This window comes from Clostridium sp. FS41, from assembly GCF_000954015.1.
Taxonomy (GTDB): domain Bacteria; phylum Bacillota; class Clostridia; order Lachnospirales; family Lachnospiraceae; genus Enterocloster; species Enterocloster citroniae.
The window spans coordinates 20,510-36,355 of the sequence record NZ_JYHN01000054.1 but is presented as its reverse complement, the minus strand read 5'-3'; the positions used below and the strand labels follow the sequence as shown (position 1 = coordinate 36,355).

Annotated in this window: 21 protein-coding genes; 2 read left to right on the top strand and 19 right to left on the bottom strand. The window is 49.7% G+C overall.

Translation table 11 applies throughout. The annotated features are described in order from the left end of the window. The first annotated feature begins 66 nt into the window (after window positions 1–66). Entirely contained in the window at window positions 67–957 is an 891-nt protein-coding gene (locus CLFS41_RS09705) for a LysR family transcriptional regulator (RefSeq protein ID WP_007864585.1), read from the top strand. A 41-nt stretch (window positions 958–998) separates the two neighbouring features. On the opposite strand, the gene atpC is transcribed toward CLFS41_RS09705, so the two are convergent. The 9 genes from atpC to CLFS41_RS09660 all read right to left on the bottom strand — a co-directional run bounded on the left by atpC (window position 999) and on the right by CLFS41_RS09660 (window position 8,130). Next, window positions 999–1,412 carry an ATP synthase F1 subunit epsilon gene (gene atpC / locus CLFS41_RS09700; protein WP_007864583.1) on the bottom strand — a complete coding sequence of 138 codons (414 nt, stop codon included), beginning with the start codon at window positions 1,410–1,412 and terminating at the stop codon, window positions 999–1,001. Window positions 1,413–1,445: 33 nt separating this feature from the next. Then, complete coding sequence (atpD, locus tag CLFS41_RS09695) at window positions 1,446–2,846, bottom strand: F0F1 ATP synthase subunit beta (RefSeq protein ID WP_045092161.1); 1,401 nt, start codon at window positions 2,844–2,846, stop codon at window positions 1,446–1,448. A gap of 17 nt (window positions 2,847–2,863) precedes the next feature. Further along, window positions 2,864–3,760, bottom strand: coding sequence for an ATP synthase F1 subunit gamma (gene atpG / locus CLFS41_RS09690; RefSeq protein WP_007864578.1), 897 nt, complete (start codon window positions 3,758–3,760; stop codon window positions 2,864–2,866). A gap of 19 nt (window positions 3,761–3,779) precedes the next feature. After that, the gene (gene atpA / locus CLFS41_RS09685; protein WP_045092160.1) at window positions 3,780–5,288 is read right to left on the bottom strand and encodes a F0F1 ATP synthase subunit alpha; all 1,509 of its coding nucleotides are present in this window, start codon (window positions 5,286–5,288) and stop codon (window positions 3,780–3,782) included. A gap of 10 nt (window positions 5,289–5,298) precedes the next feature. Next, the gene (gene atpH / locus CLFS41_RS09680) at window positions 5,299–5,781 is read right to left on the bottom strand and encodes an ATP synthase F1 subunit delta (RefSeq protein ID WP_227161307.1); all 483 of its coding nucleotides are present in this window, start codon (window positions 5,779–5,781) and stop codon (window positions 5,299–5,301) included. A gap of 25 nt (window positions 5,782–5,806) precedes the next feature. Continuing rightward, a complete protein-coding gene (gene atpF / locus CLFS41_RS09675; protein WP_007864568.1) occupies window positions 5,807–6,298 on the bottom strand; it encodes a F0F1 ATP synthase subunit B in 492 nt (163 codons plus the stop codon). 24 nt (window positions 6,299–6,322) lie between these two features. After that, window positions 6,323–6,547, bottom strand: coding sequence for an ATP synthase F0 subunit C (gene atpE / locus CLFS41_RS09670; protein ID WP_007864555.1), 225 nt, complete (start codon window positions 6,545–6,547; stop codon window positions 6,323–6,325). Between the two features lie 48 nt (window positions 6,548–6,595). After that, entirely contained in the window at window positions 6,596–7,285 is a 690-nt protein-coding gene (locus tag CLFS41_RS09665) for a F0F1 ATP synthase subunit A (RefSeq protein WP_045092159.1), read from the bottom strand. A 560-nt stretch (window positions 7,286–7,845) separates the two neighbouring features. Continuing rightward, window positions 7,846–8,130, bottom strand: coding sequence for a LysM peptidoglycan-binding domain-containing protein (locus tag CLFS41_RS09660; protein ID WP_007864531.1), 285 nt, complete (start codon window positions 8,128–8,130; stop codon window positions 7,846–7,848). 180 nt (window positions 8,131–8,310) lie between these two features. Here CLFS41_RS09660 and lexA point away from each other — a divergent pair, with 180 nt between their 5' ends. Further along, window positions 8,311–8,925 (top strand): transcriptional repressor LexA, encoded by a 615-nt coding sequence (gene lexA, locus CLFS41_RS09655; RefSeq protein WP_007864529.1) that lies wholly within the window; start codon window positions 8,311–8,313, stop codon window positions 8,923–8,925. A gap of 90 nt (window positions 8,926–9,015) precedes the next feature. Here lexA and rsfS read toward each other — a convergent pair whose 3' ends face one another. The 10 genes from rsfS to CLFS41_RS09605 form a co-directional block, all read right to left on the bottom strand. Then, complete coding sequence (rsfS, locus tag CLFS41_RS09650; RefSeq protein ID WP_007864527.1) at window positions 9,016–9,366, bottom strand: ribosome silencing factor; 351 nt, start codon at window positions 9,364–9,366, stop codon at window positions 9,016–9,018. After that, window positions 9,344–9,955, bottom strand: coding sequence for a bis(5'-nucleosyl)-tetraphosphatase (symmetrical) YqeK (gene yqeK, locus CLFS41_RS09645; protein ID WP_007864526.1), 612 nt, complete (start codon window positions 9,953–9,955; stop codon window positions 9,344–9,346). Before yqeK ends, rsfS begins: the two co-directional genes overlap by 23 nt. Window positions 9,956–9,967: 12 nt before the next feature. Further along, the gene (gene nadD / locus CLFS41_RS09640) at window positions 9,968–10,615 is read right to left on the bottom strand and encodes a nicotinate-nucleotide adenylyltransferase (RefSeq protein WP_045092158.1); all 648 of its coding nucleotides are present in this window, start codon (window positions 10,613–10,615) and stop codon (window positions 9,968–9,970) included. A gap of 14 nt (window positions 10,616–10,629) precedes the next feature. Next, window positions 10,630–10,929 carry a ribosome assembly RNA-binding protein YhbY gene (gene yhbY / locus CLFS41_RS09635; RefSeq protein WP_007864524.1) on the bottom strand — a complete coding sequence of 100 codons (300 nt, stop codon included), beginning with the start codon at window positions 10,927–10,929 and terminating at the stop codon, window positions 10,630–10,632. A gap of 11 nt (window positions 10,930–10,940) precedes the next feature. Then, window positions 10,941–12,230, bottom strand: a complete 1,290-nt coding sequence (gene obgE / locus CLFS41_RS09630) for a GTPase ObgE (protein WP_045092157.1) — start codon at window positions 12,228–12,230, stop codon at window positions 10,941–10,943. 88 nt (window positions 12,231–12,318) lie between these two features. Continuing rightward, window positions 12,319–12,609, bottom strand: a complete 291-nt coding sequence (gene rpmA / locus CLFS41_RS09625) for a 50S ribosomal protein L27 (protein ID WP_007864521.1) — start codon at window positions 12,607–12,609, stop codon at window positions 12,319–12,321. Window positions 12,610–12,612: 3 nt separating this feature from the next. Continuing rightward, on the bottom strand, window positions 12,613–12,954 hold the full coding sequence (locus CLFS41_RS09620; protein WP_045092156.1) for a ribosomal-processing cysteine protease Prp: 342 nt from the start codon (window positions 12,952–12,954) through the stop codon (window positions 12,613–12,615). Window positions 12,955–12,965: 11 nt separating this feature from the next. Continuing rightward, window positions 12,966–13,274, bottom strand: coding sequence for a 50S ribosomal protein L21 (gene rplU / locus CLFS41_RS09615; protein WP_007864499.1), 309 nt, complete (start codon window positions 13,272–13,274; stop codon window positions 12,966–12,968). Between the two features lie 165 nt (window positions 13,275–13,439). Further along, window positions 13,440–14,057: a hypothetical protein gene (locus CLFS41_RS09610; RefSeq protein WP_007864497.1), complete on the bottom strand. Its 618-nt coding sequence runs from the start codon at window positions 14,055–14,057 to the stop codon at window positions 13,440–13,442. Window positions 14,058–14,400: 343 nt separating this feature from the next. Then, complete coding sequence (locus tag CLFS41_RS09605) at window positions 14,401–15,840, bottom strand: TrkH family potassium uptake protein (RefSeq protein WP_045092155.1); 1,440 nt, start codon at window positions 15,838–15,840, stop codon at window positions 14,401–14,403. Window positions 15,841–15,846: the final 6 nt, after the last annotated feature.

Below are 15,846 nucleotides of genomic sequence, written 5' to 3'. Positions count from 1 at the left end.
CGCTATGCGGCAAAAAGCAATTTTCAAACATACTCCGGACCAATGATAGATAAGTAGAGGTAAGTTATGGAATTATTACAATTGCGTTATTTTTTGACAGCAGCCGAATACCAGCATATGACAAAGGCTGCTGAGCATCTTCAGATAGCACAGCCCGCCCTTTCACAGGCCATCCACAGGTTGGAGGCGGAACTTGGCATCCCTCTGTTTGAGAGGAAAAGCAGGAGCATCGAGTTGAACGAAGCAGGACGTCTGCTCCAGAAGCGTCTGATCCCCCTTATAAGCGCCCTGGACCGTATCCCGGGAGAGCTGCGTGCCGGACAGTACCGTTCCAGCCATACCATCCACCTAAAGCTTCTTGCAGCGTCCACTTTGATCACCAACCGCATTATCGCCTATCGTTCCCTGCGGCCGGATGTAAATTTCCAGCTGAACCAATCTGACGCCACCACGGATTATGACCTTTGTGTATCTGCCATCCGCTCCGATGTTAAAAGCGATGAGTACTCCGACTACATGGTCATGCTGGAGGAGGACCTGTACCTGGCCGTGCCCACCCATTCCCCATATGGGGACAAGGACTCCATCTGCCTGGCTGATACCAATAATGCAGGCTACATATGCCTGGCCGGTTCCCGCCCCATACGCCAGATCTGCAACAGCTACTTTTCAGAAGCCAGTTTTACACCTAAGATCATATTTGAAAGCGACACCACCGAGTCCGTGCGCAATCTGATCGCGGCAGGTCTGGGCATTGGTTTCTGGCCCCAGTATTCCTGGGGGCCCCTGTCAGCGGAGTGGGGTCCTCTGGCCCCTCAATCGCCGGTCAAGCTCCTTCCCATCAAAGACCAGGTCTGCCGCAGACAGATCATCCTGATGTGCTCTCCCCATGGCAAGGAGAACCCCATTGTCAGGGATTTCTGTGATTTTCTGATCCAGAACTCAAAATGGCTGTAGGAAATCCCTACAGCCAACTTTTTGTTCCAAACCATATTTTATTATAATTCCTTCAGATGACTTCCCTTAAGCCTTGTCAAGGCCCTGGCCATGGATGCCTGGGACATTCTGAACTCCCTCAGGCTCTGCTTCTGGCGCATCTGCTCCTCCGCCCGTTCCAGGGCTTCCTTGGCTCTGACCGCGTCAATATCCTCCGGGCGTTCCGCCGTGTCCACGATCATGGTCACACGGTTATTGACCACCTGGACAATCCCACGCCCCACAACCGCTTCCTTCCACTGCCCCTCTCCGGGTATCCTAAACCGCAGTTCGCCCTCCTGGGTAGCCAGGATCATGGCTTCGTGATGGGGAAGAATACCAAACTCTCCGTCATGGGCGGGAACGACCAGTGTTTCACAGTTTCCATTATAAAAAATATGGTCGCTGGCCACTATCTTCAGCCAAAATGTAGACATATCCGGGCTCCTTTCCGTGAATCAGCCATATGCTTACCCTTCACCGTGTTCCATGATTTCGGCTTTTTTTACAACCTCATCAATGGTGCCCACATTAAAGAATGCAGCCTCAGGATACTGATCCATCTCTCCGTCAATGATCGCCTTAAAACCACGGATCGTCTCTTTCACAGGAACGTACTTTCCAGGCACGCCTGTAAAATTCTCCGCCACATGGAACGGCTGTGACAGGAACCTTTGGATCTTCCTGGCCCGGTTAACAGTCAGCTTATCCTCTTCCGACAATTCCTCCATGCCAAGGATTGCAATGATGTCCTGAAGCTCCTTATATTTCTGAAGCATCTGCTGTACCTTGCCTGCAACCTCATAATGCTCTTTACCCACCACATCCTCCTCCAGGATACGTGAGGTGGATTCCAGCGGATCCACTGCTGGGTAAATCCCCTGTTCCACAATCTTTCTGGAAAGGACCGTGGTGGCGTCCAGATGGGCAAAGGTGGTGGCCGGAGCCGGATCCGTCAGGTCATCCGCCGGCACATAGACTGCCTGTACCGAGGTAACTGAACCATTCTTTGTGGAAGCGATCCTCTCCTGAAGCTCGCCTACCTCTGTTGCCAGGGTGGGCTGGTAGCCAACCGCGGAAGGCATACGCCCAAGCAGGGCGGATACCTCAGAACCGGCCTGCACAAAACGGAATATATTATCAATGAACAAAAGTACGTTCTGGTGCTCCACGTCCCTGAAATACTCAGCCATGGTAAGCCCTGTCTCAGCCACGCGCATACGTGCCCCGGGCGGCTCATTCATCTGTCCGAATACCAGGGCCGTCTTATCCAGAACCCCGGACTCGCCCATCTCTGTCCAAAGGTCATTTCCCTCACGGGAACGCTCACCCACGCCGGTGAATATGGAATATCCGCCGTGCTCAGTGGCAATATTGGTGATCAGTTCCTGGATCAGTACGGTCTTGCCCACGCCGGCTCCGCCGAACAGGCCGATCTTTCCGCCCTTTGCATAGGGAGCCAGCAAATCAATTACCTTGATGCCTGTCTCCAGCATCTCCACCACCGGGCTCTGGTCCTCAAAGGAGGGCGGGTCCCTGTGGATCACCCATTTATCTTCATGATCCAGGCTCTCTCCGCCGTCAATCGTCTCCCCAAGGACATTAAATAGCCGTCCCAGGGTTTTCTTGCCTACGGGCACCTGGATACCGGATCCCGTGGGCTCTACCTCCATATCCTTGCACAGCCCGTCACTGGAAGCCAGCATGATACAGCGGACCACATCGCCGCCAATATGCTGTGCCACCTCCATGACACACCGCTTTCCCTGGTTATCTACTGCCAGGGCATCCTTGATATGGGGAAGGTGCTCATCTTCAAACGCCACGTCAACCACAGGTCCCATAACCTGTATGATCTTTCCCTTGCTCATGGCTGCCTCCTTCTAAATTACGTAGTATGTTTCTTTTTCTGTGCCTTGGCACCGCTGATCACCTCAGTTATCTCCTGGGTAATGGCAGCCTGCCTTACACGGTTATATTCAATGGACAGTTCGCTCAAAATCTCATTGGCATTGTCGCTTGCCGACTGCATTGCCATCATTCTGGCATTCTGCTCACTGCAAAAGGACTCTACCAGGGCGCCGAACACAAATCCTGTCACATAGTTGGGTACCACATTGTCCATGACAGCACTGGGGGAGGGAACCATCTGTATCTCCTCCTGTATGATGTCGGCCGGGATCACAATGTTGCTGAAATCCTCCCGTTTAAGGGGAAGCAGCTGTACGATCTGGGCCTCCATCTTCATGCTGTTGATCATCTGGGTGTAGAGGATCCACACCTCATCCAATCTGCCTTCCTCATAATCATCCAGCACCGTGGACGCGATCATCCGCGCCCTGTGCATGGTAGGATTCTGCACCGTATAATGGAACTGCTCCTCCACAGGAACATGCTTTGCGCTGAAATAATGACGTCCCAGCTCTCCCACCACATAGAGGCGGTGGTTGCTTCCCTGGTTCATCCACTCATGAGCCATCTTCAGCACATTATGGTTGTAAGCGCCTGCCAGGCCCTTGTCGCCCGTGATAACGATCAGGCCCTTCATCCTGTCCTGTTCCTTGATCTCTTTCCTGGGATTGAAGTAAAAATGCTCCACTTCCGGCATATGGCGCAGGATACGGCGTATCAAATCCTGTAATGTATAGAAGTAAGGCTCTGTCTCCTCCAGCAGTTTTTTGCTTTTCTTAAGCTTTGTGGAGGAGATCAGGTACATGGCATTGGTTATCTTCCTGGTATCCTGGACGCTTTTCATACGGCCCAGGATTTCTCTTGCATTTGCCATACTATCTCCTTCTTCCCTGTCAGATGGATGCCTTGTACTGGTTGGCGCTGTCCAGAATCTTCTGTACCAGCTCTTCGGTGAGATTCCCGGCTTCATCGATCTCTTTACCGATCTCCGGATGCTTTTCATCAAACCAGGCCAGCATGTTCATCTGAAATTCCTTAATCTTATCCACATCCACGCTAAGCATTACCTTGTGGGTGGCTGTACAGAGGGTAATGACCTGCTCATGCAGGCTGAGAGGCCTTCCCAAAGGCTGTTTGAGAAGTTCCATCAGACGCTTGCCGTAAGCCAGCTGCTCTTTTGTGGATTCATCCAGGTCTGAGCTGAACTGGGTAAATACTTCCATCTCGCGGTATTGGGCCAGATCGATCCTTATGCTTCCGGACGCCTTTTTCATGGCCTTTGTCTGGGCAGCACCGCCCACGCGTGATACGGAAAGGCCGACATTCACAGCCGGTCTCATTCCTGAAAAGAACAGATCACTTTCCAGGAAAATCTGTCCGTCTGTAATGGAAATGACATTGGTGGGAATGTATGCGGACACGTCCCCTGCCTGCGTCTCAATAATGGGCAGTGCCGTGATGGATCCGCCTCCCTTTGCATCGCTCAGCCTGCTGGAACGCTCCAGAAGGCGTGAGTGCAGGTAAAACACATCCCCCGGATATGCTTCACGTCCCGGGGAGCGCTCCAGCAGCAGGGACAGGGCGCGGTATGCAACCGCATGCTTAGACAGATCATCATATACGATCAGAACATCCTTTCCCTGGTACATAAAGAACTCCGCCATGGCTGTTCCTGAATAGGGAGCTATGTACTGCAGGGGCGCTGCCTCGCTGGCCGTGGAGGCCATTACAATGGTATAGTCCATGGCGCCGCTCTTTTTAAGGGTGGATACCAGCTTTGCCACCGTGGATGCCTTTTGCCCGATCGCCACATAGATACAGATCACATCCTTCCCCTTCTGGTTCAGTATGGTATCTATAGCAATGGAGGTCTTTCCGGTCTGGCGGTCGCCGATGATCAGCTCACGCTGTCCGCGGCCAATGGGAAACATGGAGTCAATGGCCAATATACCCGTCTCCATGGGAACCCCTACCGACTTCCTGTCCACGATTCCCGGCGCTTCCTCTTCCACCGGCCGGTAATCCTCCTCCTTCACAGGGCCAAGTCCGTCAATGGGATCTCCCAATGCGTTCACAACCCGGCCTAAAAATCCGCTTCCCACAGGCACCCCGGCCCTCTTCTTTGTGCGGACCACCTTTGTACCCTGGGATATCTCCGTATCCTTGCCAAACAGGATAACACCGATCTCATCCTTACGGATATCCTGGACCATTCCCCGGACACCGTTTTCAAATATTACAATCTCTCCGTACATGGCATGTTCCATGCCGTATACAATTGCGATACCATCGCCTATCCAGATAACAGAACCTGTCTCCTGTTCCTGGCCGGCATGGGTATCATAATCCTCAATCTCACTTTTGATAATGGAGATGATTTCCTGGGAACTGATTGTGCTCATATCAATACTCCTATCTTACTACTGCCCGGCACAGCTGGTTCAGCTGTCCCTTCAGGCTGTAATCATATTCTGTATCCCCGGCTTTCAGGACAAATCCGCCCACCAGGTCAGGCTGCATTACCAGTCGGAGATCTATATCCTTTTTATGGTATCTGCTGCACAAAAACTGTTTCATTCCTGCAATCTGGGCCGCACCCGGCATGGTCACATAGTGGAGTTCCGCCTCCATCACGCCTTCCATCCTGAGGGAGTAGGATTGCCATGCATCTGCAATATCCCCCATCTGTCCGATGCACCCCGCATCGCAAGCCTTTTTCAGGAAACGCACCATCAGACCGGAATATTCCGGTTCTCTGAATACCTTTTCTATGACGGCATGCTTACTTCCCATGGGAACCACAGGACTTGTAAGTACCCTGTTCAGTTCAGGGTTTTCCTTAATCACATCCGCAGCGTTTTTTACCATTTGCCCCGGTATTTCTAATTCATACAAAACAATCGCATATCTCCTGGCCGTCTCAGTCATTTCGATCACCTGATTCTGCTAAAAAGCGGTTGTAAAGGTTCCTGTCATTCTCAGGTCCGCTCTGCTCGCTTAAAAGTTTTGCAGCAGCACTCATGGCCAGTCCGGCAACGGAGACCTTCAGGTCATTCATGGCCTTCTCCCTTTCCAGGGCGATGGTCTTATCAGCATCCTCCATCTTCTTTGCAGCGTCTTCCCTGGCCTGGGCAATGATACGGTTGTATTCATCCCCTGCTCTGGACTTGGCGCTCTCAATGATCCGCGATGCCTCCTCCTCGGCCTTGCCCATGGAAACCTCATAGCTGGCTTTCATCTGTTCCGCCTCTGTTCTGGTATTCTTTGCATCGTCCAGATCACGTTCAATCATCTGCTTCCTTTCATCCAGTATCTTACGTACCGGGCCAATAAGGAAATGCTTCATGAATATGTAGAGCACCAGAAGGTTAATGACCGTAAAGGCTATATTCCAAATGTTTATATTTAACATATTCAAACGCCTTCCTGCTTGTTTTTATTTTAAGAACAGAATAATCAAAAGACCGATCACAAATCCATAAATAGCGGTTGCCTCGGCAAGGGCACATCCCAGCAGCAGGGCCTTTGTGATCTTACCGTCTGCCTCGGGCTGCCTTGCGATGGCATCCACTGCCTTGGAGGTAGCCAGACCAATTCCAATTCCCGCACCAACACCTGTAACTACTGCAACACCTGCACCTAAAGCAATTAATCCTGTCATAATATGATTCTCCTTTTTCTCTTAAATTTTCTCATATACTGTTAATGGTTAATCTTCGATTGCCTCTTTTATATATAGTGACGTGAGGAACACAAACACATAGGCCTGGATCACTCCGTCAAATATATCAAAGTAAAAACTGAACGGCAGCGGCACGATCAACGGAAGGAGATGCTTGATCAATGCCATGACCACAATGGCGCCCAGAACATTGCCGAACAATCGCATACACAGCGAAAGCGGCCTGATAAACAGTTCCAGCACGTTAATGGGCGCTATAATGGCAATGGGCTCCGCAAAACTCTTGACCCAGCCCTTTACTCCCTTTTTCCTGATTCCGGCAGCTTCCACCAGCACAATGCTCATAACGGCCAGGGATACCGTCACATTCAGATCCTTGGTGGGCGACTTGAATCCAAAAAGGCCGATCATGTTGGCAATCCCAATGTAAAGCACCACGGTGATCAGGTAGGGAATATAATCCCGGCCATCCTTACCCAAAAGACCCTCAAAGAAGTCATAGATAAAAGAAAGGCCACTTTCCAGCGCGGCCTGCTTGTTGTTGATCTGCCTTACCTTAAGGCCATGGACAAGAAGCAGGGAACCTGCCATCATCACTGCCATGATGATCCAGGTGACCACAACTGATTCCAGCACATCGATCCCTCCAAACAGCGGTATGGTAAACACCACATTGCAGTTCAGTTCGTCCATCAGCGATTCCACTAAACCATCCATATCTTCCAACCCCCCTTTCTCTTCTTTTGCTTTGCCTAATTATAGTCACTGTGTTTTATAATTTCAAATACATATTATTTATAAATTGATAATATAAAAGTTATGAAACTAAAATATATACAATATACACTAAAAACAATATTGATTTTTGTTTATATTTTTATTGACCACCTTTGGTTTCTTTACACGGATTTTACATAGACCTAAAAATTTGCAAGTATTTATACAAAAAAATTCAGGAAATTATATGCAAGAATACATGCGGCAAAAAAATGCAGAAAACCCCTGAAGACATGCCGCTAAGGCTGTCTCCAGGGGATGTTAACGGATTCATCTTTCCCTCAGGCAAAATTCCCGCTTCTTTAGACGGTGAGCAGTAATAAATTTATCATAGAGGGAATCTGGTCACGGCAGAAACCTGGTCATGGCAGGAATCTCAGTTCCATGACAAAGCCTCCGTCTGATTCCTTAAGATGCGCTGATGCATTATAACACGCTAGGCATGGCCTGCGCCTCACAGGTATCTGAGATGTGCTTGACACTATATTATATATAAGGAACTATTCAAAATATACCACTGTAAGATACTGTCCTGCATGGATCGTGTCCTTCTTCAGATTGTTCATCTGGATCAAACGGTCCACATATTCATGAGTGCTCATGGAACTTCCCTCTTTATACTGGTCAGCTATCTTCCACAGGCTGTCCCCTTCCCGGATCTGGATACTCTTATAATACGGCGCAGCCGTAGTCTCCTCTTTCGCCATGGAGGTGAACATAGCACGCCCCATAAACATGGTGACTAACAACAGCACTGCAAAACAGGTAACTATTAACTTTCTCATATGCAACCTCCCTAAGGCGGTTCCTTCATGCGCACTCCAGAACGTGTGTTCTTTTGTATATATATAATATAGCACCCGAACACACGTTTGTCAATGGTTTTAGCCGAAAAAACCGAACAAAGGTTTGCATTTTTACCGAACATATGTTACTATAGATTTAGAAAATGCAGGAGGTTGAATATGGCTCAGGATAAAATTACTTCTAAACAGCAGGAGATATTAGAATACATAAAAGACACTATACTTAAGAAGGGGTATCCCCCGGCTGTGCGTGAGATATGTGAGGCGGTTCATTTAAAGTCCACTTCCTCTGTCCACTCCCATCTGTCGGCCCTGGAGGATAAAGGCTATATCCACCGCGACCCCACTAAGCCCAGGGCAATCGAGATCCTGGATGACACCTTTAACTTTAATCGCAGGGAGATGGTGAACATTCCCCTGATCGGTACGGTTGCTGCAGGAGAGCCCATCCTGGCAGAGGAACGGATCGAGGATTACTTCCCATTTCCAGCCGAGGCGCTTCCCAACGCAGAGACCTTTATGCTGAAGGTAAAGGGAGAAAGTATGATAGGCGCCGGAATCCTGCCCGGCGACCAGCTGATCGTGGAGCAGCGCCCTACTGCTGACAACGGCGAGATTGTTGTGGCCCTGGTAGATGACTCCGCCACCGTGAAGCGTTTCTATAAGGAAAAGGGCCATTACCGCCTGCAGCCCGAGAATGATGCCATGGATCCCATCATAACGGACCACGTGGAGATTCTTGGCAAGGTGATCGGCCTGATCCGTATGATGTAGTCCGCAGAACATGCAAAGTCAAACCTATAATATAAAACGTGCGGTCACCGGAATACATGTCTTATCCCGGTGACCGCACGTTTTAGCATATTATAACTCGTCTATATCCACGAAGGTCTTTCCGTCCCTCCAGATCCGCTCCAGATCATAGAACAGCCTGTCTTCCTTGCAGAATATATGGACGATCACATCCTTATAATCCATAAGGATCCAATTGGCGTTCTGATATCCCTCGATCTGCTTGCACTCGCAGCCCTCCCTGCCCAGGACTTCCTCCACATTGTCAGCCATGGCCTGAACCTGATTGGGGTTGCTTCCATGGGCAATGATAAAGTAGTCGGCCAGAACAGACACGGACTGGATATCGATGATCTTAATGTCCTCGCCCTTTTTATCACTGAGGGCATTGTAAGCCAGCTTAACCATTTCCTTTGAGTTCATTGCTGTCTCCTTTCATCTCCTTAAAATATTCATATGCTTCAACTGTCATAGGGTCAATACTTCCGCCTTTTTTATCAAGATATTCCAGGGTTCCCGATAATATGGCATACATGGTTTCATCAAGGTTCTCATATGCCAGCCTGCGGATCAACGGCAGATTCTCAGCCTTAAAGCGTCTGGGCTCAATGTAATCCGCAATATAGAGAATTTTATCCAGAACCGTCATGTCCGGTTTTCCCGTTGTATGGCATCCAATGGCATCCAGGATCTCCCTGTCCGTAATCTGGTACTTGTGCTCTGCCAGCCACGCCCCGTATTTTGCATGGAGCACTGGCAGGGCATTCAACTCCGCTTCCGTAACCTCAATGCCATGCTTGATGCATTTCTTCAGGATAATGTCATCCGAATAGCGTTTTCCGCAATCGTGCATCAGCCCGGCCAGTTCAGCCTTATCCAGGTCATATCCGTAGCGCATGGCCAGGTTCATACAGGTAAAGGAAACACTGAGGGAATGCTCGTAACGCATGGGAGCCAGCTTTGAACTGAGTTTTTTTCTCAGTATCATGATTTGACTGCATTGATTTTCCATATGCTCATCCTCCTAACATGTCTTTTTCCCACCGTCATAGCCTCCGGCTGCATTTTCCCTATACAGGCCGTGGACCCTGATATATTCTTCCACCGGTTCCGGGACTGCGTCCCGTATTGGCCGCCCTTCCGCCACTGCCTTCCTGATCCCCTCTGATGATATGTCCATCTCAGGACAGTGGATGGGATAGATCCTGGCGCCGTACCTAAGGGACAAACGGGCGATCTGTTCCTCCATATTCCTGTGGGGATGTCTGTAAGCACGGCCTGCCACCAGGAGCACGGCCTGCCCCATCACCGCCTCGGGATGATACCAATGTTCAATCTCATACAGGGAATCTGCTCCTATAATAAAATAAAATTCATCCTCCGGACGCTCCCTGTGCAAAAGGGTCAGTGTCTGCGCCGTATAGGTATCGCCTTTGCGCTTTAATTCAAAATCAGAATACAGAAAACAGGGGGTATCTGCAATTGCCAGTTTTACCATATCCCTGCGCATCTTACCCTCTGTGATCCTGTGGTCCTTTTTATGGGGCGGCACTCCGGATGGCATGAACCATATGCTCTCCAGTTCAAATTCCTCATATGCCCGCTTTCCCAGCCGCAGATGGCCATTGTGGATGGGGTCAAATGTTCCGCCCAGAATTCCTATCCTTGCCATAGAAATCCTCTCCCTTATTTTTCAGGCAGTACGATTTTTCTCTTTGTCTCATCCTTTGCCGGCCGGTAAAGAACGATCTTTCTTCCAATCACCTGCACCACCTGGGAATGGGTGCGCTCTGCCAAAACCTCCGCAATGGAGCGGCCGTCATCCAGGCAGTTTTTCAGCACAGTGATCTTGATCAGTTCTCTGGCTTCCAGGGCCTCATCCACGGCCTGGGTGATCTCAGGCGTAAGGCTGGATTTCCCAATCTGGAATACAGGAACAATGTTCATGGCCAATCCCTTGAGATATGCTCTCTGCTTACTTGTCATATTATCTCCTTTTACTTATAGTAATCAAACTCCAGCCCGCACATACGGACCGTATCCCCTTCTTCAATGCCGGCTTTTTCCAGGTCGTTGAGGATCCCGGTACTCTTAAGGAACTTCTGGAAGAAATCAAAGCCTTTTTCAGAATCCAGATTGGTGTATCCCAGCATTTTCTCGATCCTGGGGCCCTCTACCACGTAGACTCCGTCTTCTGCCTTGGAAACAGTATACGGCAGGTTCCGGTCGCCCTCATACCCAACCTCGAATTCCTTTTCAAATATGACAGGCGCATCATCCACGGTCTTTAACAGATCATTGATATAATAGAGCAGTTCTTTCACGCCCTGTCTGCTCACAGCCGAGATGGCAAACACCCGGATGCCCTGGGGTTCAAACTCTGCCCGCAGTTTGTCCAAAAGTTCACTTGCCTCCTCCTCCGTGTAAAATGCGTCCATTTTGTTGGCCGCAATCACCTGGGGGCGCTTTAACAGGTCCGGATTATACGCTTCCAGTTCCCGGTTGATAGTACGGATATCCTCCAGCGGATCACGGCCCTCCACGGATGCACCGTCCACCACATGGACCAGTACCTTGGTGCGTTCAATGTGCCTGAGGAAGGAATGTCCCAGGCCCACGCCCTCGGAAGCTCCCTCTATCAGTCCCGGGATATCGGCCATAACAAAGCCAGCCCCATCTCCCAGGTCCACCACGCCCAAATGGGGATTTAATGTGGTGAAATGGTAATTGGCAATTTCCGGTTTTGCATTGCTGACAACGGACAGCAGGGTGGACTTTCCAACATTAGGAAATCCTACCAGTCCCACATCCGCGATCACTTTAAGCTCCAGCTGTACCCACAGCTCTGCTCCCGGCTGTCCGGGCTGTGCATATTTGGGCACCTGCATGGTCGATGTTGCAAAATGCATATTGCCAAGGCCGCCCCTGCCGCCTCTGAGGATCACTTCACGCTGATGGTCACCCGACATATCCGCGATCACCTTGCCGGATTCAAAATCCTTGATCACGGTCCCCTCAGGCACCTTGACGATCAGATCATCGGCATCCGCGCCGTGACAGCGCTTTTTGCCGCCTTCCTCGCCATCCCTTGCAACATACTTGCGGATATGGCGGAAATCCACCAGGGTATTCTTTCCTTTGTCAACCTGAAAAATGACATCGCCGCCCCGGCCTCCGTCACCTCCGTCAGGACCGCCGTTGGGGACGTAAAGCTCCCGCCTGAACGACACATGGCCGTCTCCGCCCTTGCCGGATTTAATAAATACTTTTGCACTATCGGCAAACATACATAGCACCTCCTGTGGTGTGGTTCTTCAACAAAAACGCAGTTGAAGAAAAAAGGACTCCATACGCTAAGTATGGAGCCCTTCGAAATTATTCGTTGATTGCCCTTGGGTAAACAGAAACCTGCTTTCTGTCTCTTCCCTTTCTTTCAAACTTAACAACTCCGTCTACTAAAGCAAATAAGGTATCATCGCCACCCTTGCCTACGTTGTTGCCAGGATGAATGTGGGTTCCGCGCTGTCTGTACAGAATGTTGCCAGCCAGCACGAACTGTCCGTCAGCCCTCTTGGCACCAAGTCTCTTGGCCTCAGAGTCTCTACCGTTCTTGGTAGAACCAACACCTTTCTTATGAGCGAATAACTGAAGGTTCATCTTTAACATGTCTTACACCTCCTTATACTTAACATTAATATATGATTTCCCATAATCCTTCTCAATATTCCGAAGACCCAGAATAAGAGAATTCATAAGGAGCTTTGATTCAGGACTTATCTCTGAAGTGAAGCGGAACTCAAACTGCATGTTCTCCTGTCCTGCCCCGCCTTCAAATTCATCTTCCGTAAATGTCTCCACTGAGTTGAAAAAGTTCAGAGCTAATGCAGATACTGCAGCGCAGATGATATCCTCACCTTCCTCTGCATACTCAGCATGTCCCTCCATCATGATCCCTCTGTAGATGACATTGCCTGAATCCGTGGAATCTTTTAATACGGTTGCTTTAATCATCTCATTTACAATTAAGCGTTGATCTTGTCAATCTTAACCTGGGTATAAAGCTGTCTGTGGCCGTTCTTCTTGTGGTAGCCAGTTTTCCTCTTATACTTGTAAACGATAACTTTCTTAGCCTTACCTTCCTTCTCAACTGTTGCTGTAACAGTTGCTCCGGAAACGGTCGGGCATCCAATCTGCAGTTCGCCGTTGTTCACAACCAGCACCTGGTCAAAAGTTACGGTCTCGCCTGCGCCTGCGCCCAGTCTCTCTACCTTAATGACATCGCCTTCTGCTACTTTGTACTGCTTTCCGCCTGTTGCAATAATCGCGTACATGAAAGGCACCTCCTATAATCATTACTCGCCAGCTGCGGTGTTTCACGCCTCTTCTCCTCAAGGAAAATGGGCAGAATCTTAGAACCTCGCTGTGCGGCATACTTGATTATAATAGCATTTCCATTTCCCGATGTCAACAGAAATTTCCACTATTTTGAATATTTTTTAATCGATCTTCTCCACAGAACTGACGTCCATCAGTTCGATATACTGCCCTTCCTCCAGGGTCACGGTCACCGGCTCAAAAAAGGTCTGGTAGTCATCCATATAATCATAGTAATACCGGACATCATTATACAGGGCATAATGGGCGCCATCTGATGTAAGAGGCGTGAGCCTGTAAGTTCCCGGCTCCATGTCCCGGCCCGCCTTATACATTCCTGTGGTTCCGGCCGAAATATCAGCCTGATCCGCCGGGACCGCATATCCCCTGCTCAGGATCAGATGCTGACCATTGTACAGGGTGATCAGCCCGTGGTGCTGGAAACGGAACGTACCGATCTTTTTTTCGTCCCTGTCATTCTTATATAAGGTAAAGGTACAGGAGGAAAATGCATGATTCTCCGATGTGTCCTCTGTAAAAACAGCATATTCCCCAGCCGGCATGTCCACTCCGATCACGTAGCTCCCCCGGCCGTAAATCTCCTGGTCCGTTTTCCCATATCCTTCCTCAGCAGTCTGGTATGTCTCCTGTCCGCGGTCCTGGTTTTCCGCCAGCGCCGTATGGCTGCTCAGTGCAGCTGCCAATATGGCGCTGCCCAGGATACAAGTGAATCTCTTCATATCCGTTCCTCCTCGTTATGAGCACTTGGCGCCTGTCTCTCAGGCGCTTACGTGCGATACATGCCGCTGGCACTTAGTGAGGTCTCTCACGAACTTAGTGCAGGGGCTCGTTATGAGCACTTGGCGCCTGTCCTCTCAGGCGCTTACGTGCGATACATGCCGCTGGCACTTAGTGAGGTCTTTTACGAACTTAGTGCAGGGGCTCGTTATGGATAGAAAGAGCATATCATTTTTCAAAGTCCGCCGTCAAGCCAGGTCACAGATTGTTCACCGGCATTTCACATTTTATTTATCAAATGCCGGATGCCAAACTGCATCTGGCGCAGGCGCTGCCAGGCGGGCATCAATTGCGTTTCCAGGTGCCTGGTGACAGGAGCACCAGCATGGGGAACAGCTCCAGCCTTCCGGCCAGCATATCGAAAATAAGCACGGTCTTGCTCAGGTAGGACATCATGGAATAGTTGGATGCAGGTCCCACCACCGACATGCCTGGCCCGATATTATTCAGATTAGCTGCCACGGCTGAAAAGGAAGTCATAAAGTCATAGTTGTCCAGACTTACGATCAGGGTGGAGATAGCAAATATCATAAAATATACAATAATATAGGCATTGAGGGAACGAAGGGTATTGTGTTCCAATGGTTTCCCCTCAAACTTCAGCACCTTCACGCTGCGCGGATGGATCACCGATGCCATCTCCTTTTTGATCTCCTTAAAGGCGATCATGATACGTGATACCTTCATGCCGCCGCCGGTACTGCCCGCGCAGGCGCCAATAAACATGATCAGCAGCAGAATGGCTTTGGAAAACTCCGGCCAGCTGTTATAATCAATGGTGGAATATCCCGTGGTGGTGATAATGGAGGAAACCTGGAAAGCCGCCTGGTGAAAAGCCATAAACAGGGTTGGGAACAGGTGGCGGATATTCATGGTGATGAACAGGACGGCAATGGCTACAATTGCCAGATATCCCCTCAATTCCTCACAGTGGAACGCATCCTTTGGTTTCCTGATCAGCATCAGGTAATATACATTAAAATTCACGCCAAACAGCAGCATGAACACGGTAATGACCCCCTGCTGGTAGACGGTGTAGTCGGCCTGGCCTGAATTACGGCAGGCAAATCCTCCTGTACCTGCGGCGCCAAAGCTCATGCAGATGCTGTCAAAAACAGGCATTTTCCCAACAAGGAGCAATATGACCATAACTACCGTCATACAGAAATAAATGGTATACAGCAGCTTGGCGGTGATCCTTATTTTGGGCACCAGTTTTCCCACGGAAGGCCCCGGGCTTTCCGCCCTCATGATATGCATGTTGTAATCCCCGGCCATGGGAAGGATGGCAAGGATAAATACCAGGATCCCCATACCCCCGATCCAGTGGGAAAAGCTGCGCCACATCAGGGATGCCTTGGACAGTTCCTCCACTTTGGGGATAATGCTGGATCCCGTGGTGGTAAAACCGGACACGATCTCAAACATGGCATCAATGATATGCGGGATCTCACCGCTGATCACAAAGGGCATGCACCCGAAAAAGCTCAGGATGATCCAGCCCAGGGAAACGGTTACAAACCCCTCCCTGGCAAAAAACATCTTTGTCTTTGGTTTCTTCCTGGTCCATGCAAATCCCAGAAGGCCGCACACAACGGCCACCCCCAGGTAGATATAACCAATGTTTTCTTTATAAACAGCAGCTGTCAGAACAGGCAGCAGCATAAACAGGGCTTCAATATTCATGATCCAGCCCAGCATATAAATAATGATACTCCGATTCATATCCTG

Excerpts from the sequence above, each read along its gene's own strand:
- nadD (WP_045092158.1), bottom strand. The coding sequence starts at position 10,615 with ATGGCAAGGATAGGAATTCTGGGCGGAACATTTGACCCCATCCACAAT.
- CLFS41_RS09705 (WP_007864585.1), top strand. The coding sequence starts at position 67 with ATGGAATTATTACAATTGCGTTATTTTTTGACAGCAGCCGAATACCAG.
- rplU (WP_007864499.1), bottom strand. The coding sequence starts at position 13,274 with ATGTACGCGATTATTGCAACAGGCGGAAAGCAGTACAAAGTAGCAGAA.
- CLFS41_RS09610 (WP_007864497.1), bottom strand. The coding sequence starts at position 14,057 with ATGAAGAGATTCACTTGTATCCTGGGCAGCGCCATATTGGCAGCTGCA.
- atpG (WP_007864578.1), bottom strand. The coding sequence starts at position 3,760 with ATGGCAAATGCAAGAGAAATCCTGGGCCGTATGAAAAGCGTCCAGGAT.
- atpC (WP_007864583.1), bottom strand. The coding sequence starts at position 1,412 with ATGTCTACATTTTGGCTGAAGATAGTGGCCAGCGACCATATTTTTTAT.
- CLFS41_RS09605 (WP_045092155.1), bottom strand. The coding sequence starts at position 15,840 with ATGAATCGGAGTATCATTATTTATATGCTGGGCTGGATCATGAATATT.
- CLFS41_RS09620 (WP_045092156.1), bottom strand. The coding sequence starts at position 12,954 with ATGATTAAAGCAACCGTATTAAAAGATTCCACGGATTCAGGCAATGTC.
- rsfS (WP_007864527.1), bottom strand. The coding sequence starts at position 9,366 with ATGAACTCAAAGGAAATGGTTAAGCTGGCTTACAATGCCCTCAGTGAT.
- atpD (WP_045092161.1), bottom strand. The coding sequence starts at position 2,846 with ATGAGCAAGGGAAAGATCATACAGGTTATGGGACCTGTGGTTGACGTG.
- atpA (WP_045092160.1), bottom strand. The coding sequence starts at position 5,288 with ATGAGCACAATCAGTTCCCAGGAAATCATCTCCATTATCAAAAGTGAG.
- atpF (WP_007864568.1), bottom strand. The coding sequence starts at position 6,298 with ATGTTAAATATAAACATTTGGAATATAGCCTTTACGGTCATTAACCTT.
- lexA (WP_007864529.1), top strand. The coding sequence starts at position 8,311 with ATGGCTCAGGATAAAATTACTTCTAAACAGCAGGAGATATTAGAATAC.
- CLFS41_RS09665 (WP_045092159.1), bottom strand. The coding sequence starts at position 7,285 with ATGGATGGTTTAGTGGAATCGCTGATGGACGAACTGAACTGCAATGTG.
- CLFS41_RS09660 (WP_007864531.1), bottom strand. The coding sequence starts at position 8,130 with ATGAGAAAGTTAATAGTTACCTGTTTTGCAGTGCTGTTGTTAGTCACC.
- yqeK (WP_007864526.1), bottom strand. The coding sequence starts at position 9,955 with ATGGAAAATCAATGCAGTCAAATCATGATACTGAGAAAAAAACTCAGT.
- atpE (WP_007864555.1), bottom strand. The coding sequence starts at position 6,547 with ATGACAGGATTAATTGCTTTAGGTGCAGGTGTTGCAGTAGTTACAGGT.
- rpmA (WP_007864521.1), bottom strand. The coding sequence starts at position 12,609 with ATGTTAAAGATGAACCTTCAGTTATTCGCTCATAAGAAAGGTGTTGGT.
- yhbY (WP_007864524.1), bottom strand. The coding sequence starts at position 10,929 with ATGACAAGTAAGCAGAGAGCATATCTCAAGGGATTGGCCATGAACATT.
- obgE (WP_045092157.1), bottom strand. The coding sequence starts at position 12,230 with ATGTTTGCCGATAGTGCAAAAGTATTTATTAAATCCGGCAAGGGCGGA.